Origin of the sequence: Aliarcobacter thereius LMG 24486, from assembly GCF_004214815.1 — a bacterium.
GTDB lineage: Bacteria > Campylobacterota > Campylobacteria > Campylobacterales > Arcobacteraceae > Aliarcobacter > Aliarcobacter thereius.
In genome coordinates, this window is sequence record NZ_CP035926.1 from 1,048,837 (window position 1) to 1,060,871 (window position 12,035).

Here is a 12,035-nt window from a genome sequence, read left to right on the forward strand (position 1 = left end):
TAGCTTTATTATAACAAAAAGGAACTAAATTATATGCTAAATGTTTTTTCAAAAGTTTTTGGTACAAGAAATGATAGAGTTGTAAAAAACTATAAAAAAAGAGCTCTAAATATCTCTAACTTAGAAGAGTCTTTTAAAAAGCTAAGTGATGATGAGTTAAAAAAAGAGTGGGAAAAGTTAAAATCTCTTGTTCAAAACGATGAAAAATCTTTGGATGATATTTTAGAAAATGCTTTTGCCATTATTAGAGAAGCTAGTTATAGAAGCTTAAATATGAGACCATATGATGTACAGCTAATAGGTGCTATGGTTTTAAATCATGGTGATATTGCAGAGATGAAAACAGGAGAAGGAAAAACTCTTGTTGGAGCAATTGCAGTTTGTTTAAATGCACTTTCAGGTCTTGGAGTTCATGTTGTAACTGTAAATGATTATCTAGCACAAAGAGATGCTATGGAATTAAAACCACTATTTGAATTTTTAGGTTTCAAAGTTGGTGCGATTGTTGATAGTATAAAAGATGATGAAGAGAGAAGATTACAATACTCTTTCGATATAACTTATGGTACAAACAGCTCTTTTGGATTTGATTTTTTAAGAGACAATATGGTTTATGACTTAAATGAAAAAGTGCAAAGAGGTCATAATTTTGTAATTGTTGATGAAGTTGACTCAATTTTAATTGATGAAGCTAGAACTCCTTTAATTATTAGTGGTCCAACAAATAATAAAAACCAAAACTATGTAAAAGCAAATGAGATTGCTTTAAAACTTGAGAGAGGAACTCTAACAGAAGCTAAAAGTCCAGCTGAAAAAGCCATTACAACAGGTGATTTTATAGTAGATGAGAAAAACAGAGCTGTTAGTTTAACTGAAGCTGGTCACATAAGAGCAGAAGAGCTTTTTGGTGTTGGAAATTTATACTCTATTGAAAATGCTATGCTTTCTCACTCACTTGATCAAGCATTAAAAGCAAACTATATTTTTGTAAAAGATGTTGATTATGTTGTAAAAGATGATCAAATTATAATTGTTGATGAATTTACAGGAAGATTAAGTGAAGGTAGAAGATTTAGTGAAGGTCTTCATCAAGCTCTTGAAGCTAAAGAGAAAGTTGCTATTCAAGATGAGAGCCAAACTTTAGCAGATACAACTTATCAAAATTATTTTAGAATGTATAAAAAACTTTCAGGAATGACAGGAACAGCACAAACAGAAGCGACTGAATTTGCACAAATTTATAATCTTGATGTTGTTTCTATTCCTACAAATGTTCCAATTAAAAGAATTGATAAAAGCGATTTAATCTACAAAACTGAAAGAGAGAAATTTGAAGCAGTTTGTGAAAAGATAAAATATTATCATGAAAAAGGACAACCTGTTCTTGTGGGAACTGCAAGTATCGAAAAAAGTGAAAAGCTACATACTATTTTAGCTAATAAAAAGATCCCTCATACAGTTTTAAATGCAAAACAACACGAAAAAGAGGGAAAAATTATTGCTGATGCTGGACAAAAAGGTGCAGTTACAATTGCAACAAATATGGCAGGACGTGGAGTTGATATTAAACTTACAGAAGAAATTTTAGCTCTTGGTGGTTTAGCTATTATTGGAACTGAAAGACATGAAAGTAGAAGAATTGACAATCAGTTAAGAGGAAGAAGTGGAAGACAAGGAGATGTTGGAGAATCTCAATTCTATCTATCTTTAGAAGATAATCTTCTAAGAATTTTTGGAAGTGATAAAATTCGTTCTATTATGGAAAGACTTGGTATTAAAGAAGGTGAATTTATAGAATCAAGAATGGTTACAAGAGCTGTTGAAAATGCACAAAAGAAAGTTGAATCTATGCATTTTGAAAGTAGAAAACACCTTTTAGAATATGATGATGTTGCAAATGAACAAAGAAAAGTAATATACAAATTCAGAAATGAACTTTTAAGAGAAGATTATGATATTACAAGTAAAATCACTGAAAATAGAGAAGATTATGTAAACTATATTCTTCAAGAAGCAAATATATTTGAAAATATATCTTCAGAAGATTTTGATTATGATTTTTTACTTGCAAATTTAAAAGAAGACCTTCATATCATTTTAAGTAAAGAAAATATAGAAAGCGAAGATTATATATCTTTAAAATCAAATATGCTTGAAATTTTGAATAAAGTATATAATGAAAAAATGAGTATTGCAGATGAAAAGCAAAGAAGTGAAATAGAAAGAATCTTATATCTTCAAATTTTAGATAAAGCATATAGAGAGCATTTATATGCAATGGATACTTTAAAAACTGGAATTGGACTTAGAGGATACAACCAAAAAGATCCACTTGTTGAGTATAAAAAAGAGTCTTATAATATGTTTGTTGATTTAGTTTCAAACATAAAAATTGAAATAATTAAGATTTTATTTACTATTCAATTACAAAGCAAAGAAGATGCACAAAAAGAGAAAGAAGCAATTGAAAGAATGAAAGCTTCTATGGAAAAAGCAAATAGTAATCAAACTACAAATCTAGCACAAGAAGCAGTTAGAACAAGTGATAAAAAGATTGCTAGAAATGAACCTTGTCCTTGTGGAAGTGGTTTAAAATACAAACAATGTTGTGGGAAAAGTGGTCCTAAAAGAGGATTAGTAGTAGGAAACTAATTTGAATAAAAAACTTATAAACTTTATTGTAAGAAAATATCTTAAATTTGATAAAAAAAATCCATTTATATCAATAAGTGCTATTTTGGCATTTTTTGGTGTTGCTATTGGTGTTATGGTACTTATTTTATCAATGGCAATTATGAATGGAACATCAAAAGAGTTTGAAAAAAAACTTTTTACAATGAATTATCCACTTACAATTTATGGTAAAACCTCAAATGCTGTTGATAAAAATCTATTAATATCTTTACAAAAAGAGTTTAAAGATTTAAAGTTTTCACCATTTATTTCAACACAAGCTATCGTTCAAAGTAGTGATAATATAAGCGGTGGAGTTGTTTTTGGAGTTGATGCAAATTTAGAAAAGGAGATTAATCCTATTTATAAAGATGCATTAAAAGATTTGAATCCCAATAAATATGATTTAATCACAGGTATTGGAATAAAAGATAAGTTATATCTATTTGAAGATAGTAAAGTCACTATGTATTTTACAGAATTAAACGCAGCTGGTTTTTCAATGATGCCAAAAATGAAAAGATTTGAATATATTAGCTCTTTTAGTTCAGGATTAAGTGCTTATGATAAAGCTTATATGTACACATCAATTGAAGCTTTACAAACACTATTAAACAAAGATAAAAATATTTATGATGGTATTCATATTTATTCAAATGATGCTTTTAAAGATATAGAAAAAATAAAGAATTTTTTAGGACATTTTAGTGATGCGGGAGTTGTTGGTTGGTGGCAACAAAATGGTAATTTCTTTGCAGCAATGAAAATGGAAAAAACAGCACTTTTTATAGTTTTAATGCTAATTATACTTGTAGCTTCACTAAATATTATATCTTCTTTATTAATGACTGTTATGAGCAGAAGAAAAGAGATAGCATTACTTTTATCAATGGGTGCTAGTTCTAAAGAGATTAAATCTATTTTCTTAAGAGTTGGAATTTCTATTGGTTTTGGTGGTATTATTTTAGGTATTATTTTGGGATTTATTGGTTATTTCTTACTTAATACTTTTGATATAGTTTCTCTTCCAGCTGATGTTTATGGAAGTGCAAAACTACCTTTGGATTTAGCTATGAGTGATTTTATTTCAATTATTGTTGGAGCTATTATAATAGTATTTTTATCTTCATATTATCCAGCAAAAAAAGCTACAAATATTGATGTTATTGATGTATTAAGAAATGAGTAAAATTACTCTTTCTTAATTTTTTAATTCTCTTCACTACTATTTTTTATAAAGTTATTAAAGATATCAATAGGTGCTGTTATAGTTCTTTTTAATATATTCACAGGAGCACTTAAACTATCTCCTAAAAGATTTGATTCTATTTTTGGATCTTTTATATCTCCACTTACTTTTATTCTACTATCAACTCTTCTATCTTCACCTAATAAAATATAGTTTACAATTGGCAATACATTTACAACATTTGTATATGTTTTCATAAAAATTAGATTTAAATCAGCATATATATTATTGTTATTCAAATTTACATAAGCATTTCCTTCAAGATCCATTCCATTTCCAATTAAGTTTATATCATTTAAGTACAGAACATTCATATTATCACTATATAAAAGTTTAATACTTCCTTTTTCAATCTCATAATGACCAATATCATCTATATTTAAAGCAGCTGGAATAGCAAAAAGAGGATTAATAAGAGCAGGAGAAGTTTGTATGAAAAATAATATATTGTTTATTGTTGATAACTCTTTTACTTTTGTATCTTTTATAAATAGTTGCCCTTTTAGATTTTTCATTGTTCCATTTGCATAGAAATCTAAATAACCACCATCAATTGCCTCTTTATTTGATAAATTATTTACAAATTTGCTACTAGCTTTTGATAAATAAATGTCAAAATATTTTTTATCATTTTCACTATATGTAAATTTTGTTTCATCATCTTCTATATATATAAACTTTCTATTTTCAGTGATATTTGCATTATATTTTGAAGCTCTTAATTTATGTTCATTATTTAATACAACAGTTGTATTTTCACCACTTAAATTTAATTTAATATCCCACTTACTTGATGCTTTTTTTGCTTTATTATCATCTTTTGGAAGAGTATAATAAATCTCATAATCTTTTGTAAATAAAGTATAATTATTTCCATCAATTTTAGCCTTCAAATCGCCATTTTTTGTCTCTATTTTTACTTTATTATTTATATAACTTCCAGTTAAATCAAGATATCTAATCTCTTTATTATCTTTTTTTATTACAACTGGTACTTTTTTAGGAATTCTAGCATTTGCATTAAAGTATATATTTGATTCTTCATCAAAATTTACATCTGCTTCCTTTAATCTAATCTTTGTTCCAAAAAGATCTAAAATAGAGTTATTAAGTTCAACTCTAAGATTTTTAGGAAGTTCTGTCTCTTTTTTTTCTTCACTATTTACAATAGTAACTTCATATTTATCTAAAAATATATTTATTGTATCATCTACTTTTAATTTTAAACTATCGTCTAAAGTTGATATATTCACAATATTATTTTTAATATCTCCATATATATCTAGTGAATTTACTATTTTCCCATCTCTTTTTATAGGAAGTTCAAGCCCACTAACTGTTGCATATAGAGTAATATTATTTTCATCATAAATAATTAGATAAATTTCTCCATCTTTTATAGAATTAGCCTGTAAAAGATTTGAATGTGGATAGATTTTCTTTAAATCTTTTATATAGATATTTAATTTTGTATCATAACTTATATCTATATTTAAATCATCTAAAGAGATAGAAGTACTATTTTGAAAATCCATATTTATCTTACTTTTTTGATTTTTTAGATCTATTATTGAATCATTTCCACTTTTTAAATAAACTCTTTTTATATCTACATTTCCATTTACTTTTAAAGTTGATAAATCAAATTTCATATCTCCATTTGCTTCAATCATATCTTGAAAAATAAAATTCGCATTTTTTATATTTAATTCACTATTGTTTAAAAAAAGTTCTGCTTTTTTAGAATCAAATACAAAATTACCAATTGCTATTGAAGAAGGTTCTATAATAAACTCTCCTTTTGTTTGCATTGCTTTATCACTACTATATGGAATTGTTAAAAAAACTTTAGCTTCTGTTTTTCCTTTAGTTTGTTCAAGTGGAATATCAACTCCATATGAAGATAAAATTTTAATTATATCTTTGTCTAAAGCACTTTTAGTCTCAATATTTATTAAAACTTCTCCTCTTTCACTATCTGAAATTTGATTAATTTTTACAAAACTATTTTTTAACTCTTTATTTTTAAAGAATGCATCTTCTAAATCTATTTTTAAAGAGTTATCTTCAAATTTTATTTTTAACTCTCTTGATTTAATTTTTTCAATATCTTTTTGAAACTCAATCTCTGCATTTTTAATACTTGCATGACCTTCTAGTGAACTTAAATCCAAAGTATAATTATTAAGATCAAATTCTCCATAAAATCCTTCTAATCTCATCTCACCTTTTATATTGTCATATATCCAAGTTTCAGCTATTTCAGGGAGGTTTAGACTCTTTTTTAAAAAGTGTAAATTGTCAAATGTTTCACTACTTATAAAAAATTTCATTAAGTTGTTTTTAAAACCAATATTTGATGATAATATTAAATTCTCATAATATATTTTTCCAATATAATTTATCTCTGAATTAAAATAATCTAACTTTGCTCGTCCAGAAGCTTTTATTTTAAAATCTTTTAAATATAGCTCTTCTATATCTAAAAATATTTGATTATAGTTTCCACTTAACTTTGCATCTATTGATACAAATTTATTTTCTAATTCAATTTTTCCATCTTTTATAAATATTTTAAAATTATTTTCATTTATAGATAGGTTTTTTATATCAATTTCTTCAAATAGTCTTAAAACTTTTGGAAGTATTGTTAAGTCATTTTTTGATGCTTCAACAGAATCTTCTACTTCACTTTGTATATATTTATATTCAATATTGTCAACTCTCAAAATCAACTTTTTATCTAGTTTAATATAGAATTGTGAAATTTTAATACCAAATAAAGAGAAAGAGTCTATTTTGATACCCATAAACAAAAGTATAAACATTAATAAAAATGGAAAAACTATAAATAAGAAGGATGCTCTTTTAATATTTATTAACACTATTAATTTAGTCCTTATTGCGTCAATTTTTTTACTTTATTACCTTACAATGCCTGTTGTTACTTCAAAGGTATTATTTATCCCTAAAGGTAGTACAAAATCTATTGTAACACACTTAAACAAAAACTATTACGAAGTAAATAAGATAGATGAGCTAATTTTAGATAATTTTGGTTTTGTTCAAAGTGGTTGGATTGATATAAAAGTAAACAAACTTACAAAAATGGATTTTTTATTAAAACTTTTAAAATCAAAAGCAGCTTTAAAATCTATAACTTTAATTCCTGGAGAAACAGCTCATTTCTTCCTAAAAAAACTCGCTCTTGAATTCTCTTTAGATGAAAATAAATTAAATAATATTTATGATAAATATGCTTATAAATTAGATGGAAATATATTAGCAGAAACATACTCTTTACCAATAGGTATGAGCGAAGAGCATCTTTTATTTTATCTTTTTTCTCATACTAATAAAAAATATGAAGAGTACTCAAATAAAATATTTGGTTTTTATGATAAAGAGCAATGGTATAAATATGTAACTTTAGCTTCAATTATTCAAAAAGAAGCAGCAACCATAGATGAAATGCCTATTGTTTCAAGTGTTATTTATAATAGATTGAAGAAAAAAATGCCCTTACAAATGGATGGAACTTTAAATTATGGAGCATATTCAAATACAAAAATAACAGCTATGAGAATAAAAGAAGACAATAGTTCATATAATACTTATAAAAATAGAGGAATTCCTAAAAATCCTGTTTGTGCAGTTAGCTTAAATGCAATAAAAGCAGCAATTTTTCCTGTAAAAAGTGATTATTTATATTTTGTAAGAGATAACAATAATGGTCTTCATAAATTTTCATCTTCTTATATTGAACATAAAGGAAATATTAACTCAAATATTGGAGTTATAAAAAATTACTCTAAAATAAATGATAATCCTAGTAAAATTGATGATGAAGCAAAAAATATAATGAAAAATGATATTAGTAAACAAACCGTACCTTCAATAAAAGATTTGTTTAATAATATAAATTAATGTGAATATTTGAAACAATCAAATATTCCATTTATACTAAAAACCCTACTTTCAATAGCTTTAAATCAAAGTATAGATAGAATCTTCCCATATCAAATTTAAATTTATAGGAAGACAAAATGGCACAAATCATTTACACAAAAGTTGATGAAGCACCTGCTTTAGCAACTTACTCTTTTCTACCAATAATCAAAGCTTTCACAAAAAGCTCTGGAATTGAAATGGTACAAAAAGATATATCTTTAGCGGGAAGAATAATATCTACTTTCCCAGAAAATCTAAAAGCTGATCAAAAAATCGGTGATGCTTTAGCTGAACTTGGAGCAATGACTCAAGATCCAAATGCAAATATTATAAAATTACCTAATATTTCTGCTTCAATCCCTCAGTTAAAAGCTGCAATTTCTGAATTACAATCTAAAGGTTATAATGTACCAAATTATGATGAAAGTGAAGAAATAAGTGCTAGATATTCAAAAATTTTAGGAAGTGCAGTTAATCCTGTATTAAGAGAGGGAAATTCAGATAGAAGAGCACCTGGTGCTGTTAAAAACTATGCAAAAAACAATCCTCATAAAATGGGTGAATGGAAAAAAGATTCTAAAACAGATGTTGTTTATATGGATGAAAATGACTTCTTCGGAACAGAACTTTCTACAACTTTAAATAAAGAAGATAATTTCAAAATATCTTTCATAGGAAAAGATGGTAAAGAGACTGTATTAAAAGCTTCTTTACCTTTAGAAAATGGTGAAGTAGTAGATGCTACTAAAATGTCTTCAAAATCTCTTCAAGAGTTTTATCAAAAATCAATTGATGAAGCTAAAAAAAGAGATGTACTGCTATCTTTGCACTTAAAAGCGACAATGATGAAAGTATCAGATCCAATTATGTTTGGATTTGCTGTTAAAGTATATTTCAAAGACTTACTTGCAAAACACAATGATACATTTACAAAAATTGGTGTAAATTTCAACAATGGTTTAGGTGATTTATATTCAAAACTAGATCAAGTAGATGATGCAAAAAGAGCTGAAATTTTAGCTGATATTGATGCTGTTTACTCAACTCAACCAAGACTTGCTATGGTAAACTCTGCAAAAGGTATTACAAACTTACATGTTCCATCTGATGTTATTATTGATGCTTCTATGCCTGCCATGATAAAAGGTGGTGGTAAAATGTGGAATAAAGAGGATAAAGAAGAAGATACTTTAGCAATGATTCCAGATAGATGTTATGCTACAACTTACCAAATTGCAATTGAAGATTGTAAAAAACATGGTGCTCTAGATCCAAAAACTATGGGTTCTGTTCCAAATGTTGGTTTAATGGCTAAAAAAGCTGAAGAGTATGGAAGCCACGATAAAACTTTCCAAGCAAGTGCTGATGGAAAAATTGTTGTAACAAACAAAGCTGGAGAAACTATATTTAGCTTTGATGTTGATAATGGTGATATTTTTAGAATGTGCCAAACAAAAGATGAACCAATTAAAGACTGGGTAAAACTTGCTGTTAATAGAGCAAAATTATCAAATACTCCAGCAGTATTTTGGTTGGATAAAAATAGAGGTCATGATGCACAAATGATTTCTAAAGTTGAAAAATACTTAAAAGATTATGATTTATCAGGTCTTGAAATCTCTATTAAATCTCCTGATGATGCAATGCAATACTCACTTGATAGAATGAGAAAAGGTCTTGATACAATTTCTGTTACAGGAAATGTATTTAGAGATTACAATACTGATTTATTCCCAATTTTAGAGCTTGGAACATCTGCAAAAATGCTTTCTATTGTTCCATTGATGCAAGGTGGTGGATTATTTGAAACTGGTGCTGGAGGAAGTGCACCTAAACACGTACAACAACTTCAAGAAGAGAACTATTTAAGATGGGATTCTTTAGGTGAGTTTATGGCACTGGCTGCTTCATTTGATCACTTAGCTAATACTCAAAACAATAAAAAAGCTGCTATTTTAGCAAAAACTCTAGATGCAGCAACTGGAACATTCTTAATTAATGATAAATCTCCAGCTAGAAAAATAGGAAGTATTGATAATAGAGGAAGTCACTTCTATTTAGCAATGTACTGGGCAGATGAATTAGCAAAACAGGATGAAGATACATCTTTAAAAGCTGAATTTATTCCAATTTCTAAAGCTCTAAATGAAAATGAAACTCAAATTCTAAAAGAGCTTACAGAATGTCAAGGTAAAGTAGCAAACACTGGTGGATACTACTTATTTGATGATGAATTAACTTCAAAAGTTATGAGACCATCTACAACACTAAATAAAATTCTTGCTTAATTTTAAATAGAGAAGTTTTTACTTCTCTATTTATTTCTACTAATACAATATCTCATATAAGAGCTAAAATGATATAATTCTAAACTATTTAAAAGGATTTATTTTGAAAAGAGTTGGAATAATCGGAGTTGGTAATGTTGGTTCTATATTAGCTTATAATTTAGCTTTAAATAACAGTTGTGATGAAATTTTATTAAAAGATATAAGAGAAGATTTCATAAAAGCACTTAGTTTAGACATCACACAAGCTAGTATTTCAAACAATTCAAAAACAGTTACAAAAGCTATTTTAGAAAACGATGTGTTCAAAGATTGTAATATAATAATTATAACAGCTGGAATAGCACGAACTCCATCTATGTCAAGAGAAGATTTAATTATAAAAAATGCAAATATTTTAAAAAATATTCTAAATGATATTATAAAATATAATCAAAATGCAATATATATTATAGTATCAAATCCACTTGATGCAATGGTTTATACAACACTAAAATACTCAAATCTAAAAAATAATCAAGTTTTAGGAATGGCTGGAGAACTAGATAGTGCAAGATTTAAATATTATATAAAAAAAGCTTTAGATTTTAAAGTAAATAATATTGAGGCTAAAGTTATTGGAGCACACTCAAACTTTATGGTTCCACTTGTTTCAAGTATAAGAATCAATGGTAAAAAAGCAAATGATTTCTTGAACAAAGCCCAACTAGAAAAGATTATTGAAAATACAAAAAATGGTGGGGCTAATATTGTAGAACTTTTAAAAACTGGTTCTGCTTATTTTGCTCCTGCAACTGCTTGTTCAAGAATTTGTAATGCAATATTAAATGATACAAAAGAGAAGTTTATTTGTAGTGTAAAACTATCAAATCAGTACTATTTAGAAGATGCAATATTAGGAACATCTATAATTGTGGGTAAATATGGTGTTGAAAAGATAATAGAAGAAAACATATCAGAAAACGAACTTATAGCTCTTAAAAAATCTGCTATATCCATTTCAGAAAGTATAAAAAGTATTGATTTACTCATTAAATAAATCTTATTTGATTAATATCAAGTATATTTAACTTGTTTTAATCTATAATTATTTAATTTCAATTAAAGGGAAAAATATGAAAAAAATAGTTTTATCATGTACAATTTTAGCAGCATCTTTTGCTTTTGCAAATCCTTATGCATCATGTGTTGTGTGCCATGGAGCAAATGGAGAAAAAGTTGCTTTAGGTAAATCAAAAATCATTAAAGATATGAGCAAAGAGGATTTTATTGCTTCTTTAAAAGGTTATCAAGATGGAACTTATGGTGGACCAATGAAAGCTATGATGACAGGTCAAGTAAAAGGTATGAGTGAAGCTACTATGAAAGAATTAGCTGATTTAATCGTAAAATAATTTCAAAGAAGTAGCTAGATATATATTCTAACTACTTCTTCATCATTTTTAATTCAAGTAGAACTTTTTTTAACTCCTCTTTCTCATCTAATAACTGTTTTATAATTAAATCTTTTTCATCATTTATATCTTCAATATTTTTTTGTTCTAAAATTTTACCCAAATGAAAAACAAAAATATTTTTATCTTTTTTATATTCTAGGTTTAAACACTCTAAAACCATTTGTGGTCCAGATTTTTCTAATCCATTAGTTAAAATAATCTTTTCAATTTTTCTCAAATCATAGAAAATATTATCATCGATTATTTTTGGAAAGAACAACTCTTTTTTCCAATATTTTGTTGCTGGTTTTTCTATATTTTTTTCTTTTTTTAAAAAAATATTTTCAAAAAGCTCTTTAGTAATAGATAATTTATACAAGATAGTACCTCTTTTAAAAGCTCTATTATATTGAAATAATTTTATAAATGGTAGAATAG

At 26.4% G+C, this 12,035-nt stretch carries 8 protein-coding genes; 6 read left to right on the forward strand and 2 right to left on the reverse strand.

Annotated features, from left to right (window positions below; all coding sequences use genetic code 11):
• Nucleotides 1–33 precede the first annotated feature (33 nt).
• Both secA and ATH_RS05445 read left to right on the forward strand, forming a co-directional pair.
• On the forward strand, nucleotides 34–2,652 hold the full coding sequence (gene secA, locus ATH_RS05440; protein ID WP_066184311.1) for a preprotein translocase subunit SecA: 2,619 nt from the start codon (nucleotides 34–36) through the stop codon (nucleotides 2,650–2,652).
• Between the two features lies 1 nt (nucleotide 2,653).
• A complete protein-coding gene (locus ATH_RS05445) occupies nucleotides 2,654–3,862 on the forward strand; it encodes an ABC transporter permease (protein WP_066184314.1) in 1,209 nt (402 codons plus the stop codon).
• Between the two features lie 20 nt (nucleotides 3,863–3,882).
• On the opposite strand, the gene ATH_RS05450 is transcribed toward ATH_RS05445, so the two are convergent.
• Complete coding sequence (locus ATH_RS05450; protein ID WP_066184320.1) at nucleotides 3,883–6,732, reverse strand: YhdP family protein; 2,850 nt, start codon at nucleotides 6,730–6,732, stop codon at nucleotides 3,883–3,885.
• Here ATH_RS05450 and mltG point away from each other — a divergent pair.
• The 4 genes from mltG (at nucleotide 6,725) to ATH_RS05470 (ending at nucleotide 11,555) form a co-directional block, all read left to right on the forward strand.
• The gene (mltG, locus tag ATH_RS05455; protein ID WP_066184405.1) at nucleotides 6,725–7,849 is read left to right on the forward strand and encodes an endolytic transglycosylase MltG; all 1,125 of its coding nucleotides are present in this window, start codon (nucleotides 6,725–6,727) and stop codon (nucleotides 7,847–7,849) included. The genes ATH_RS05450 and mltG overlap by 8 nt on opposite strands.
• 119 nt (nucleotides 7,850–7,968) lie before the next feature.
• The gene (locus ATH_RS05460) at nucleotides 7,969–10,161 is read left to right on the forward strand and encodes an NADP-dependent isocitrate dehydrogenase (protein ID WP_066184322.1); all 2,193 of its coding nucleotides are present in this window, start codon (nucleotides 7,969–7,971) and stop codon (nucleotides 10,159–10,161) included.
• A gap of 103 nt (nucleotides 10,162–10,264) precedes the next feature.
• Nucleotides 10,265–11,200, forward strand: coding sequence for a malate dehydrogenase (locus ATH_RS05465; RefSeq protein WP_165595955.1), 936 nt, complete (start codon nucleotides 10,265–10,267; stop codon nucleotides 11,198–11,200).
• A gap of 76 nt (nucleotides 11,201–11,276) precedes the next feature.
• Nucleotides 11,277–11,555: a c-type cytochrome gene (locus tag ATH_RS05470; protein WP_066184327.1), complete on the forward strand. Its 279-nt coding sequence runs from the start codon at nucleotides 11,277–11,279 to the stop codon at nucleotides 11,553–11,555.
• Nucleotides 11,556–11,586: 31 nt separating this feature from the next.
• Here the strand turns inward: ATH_RS05470 and ATH_RS05475 are convergent, their stop codons facing one another.
• Nucleotides 11,587–11,976 carry a hypothetical protein gene (locus ATH_RS05475; RefSeq protein ID WP_066184329.1) on the reverse strand — a complete coding sequence of 130 codons (390 nt, stop codon included), beginning with the start codon at nucleotides 11,974–11,976 and terminating at the stop codon, nucleotides 11,587–11,589.
• Nucleotides 11,977–12,035 lie beyond the last annotated feature (59 nt).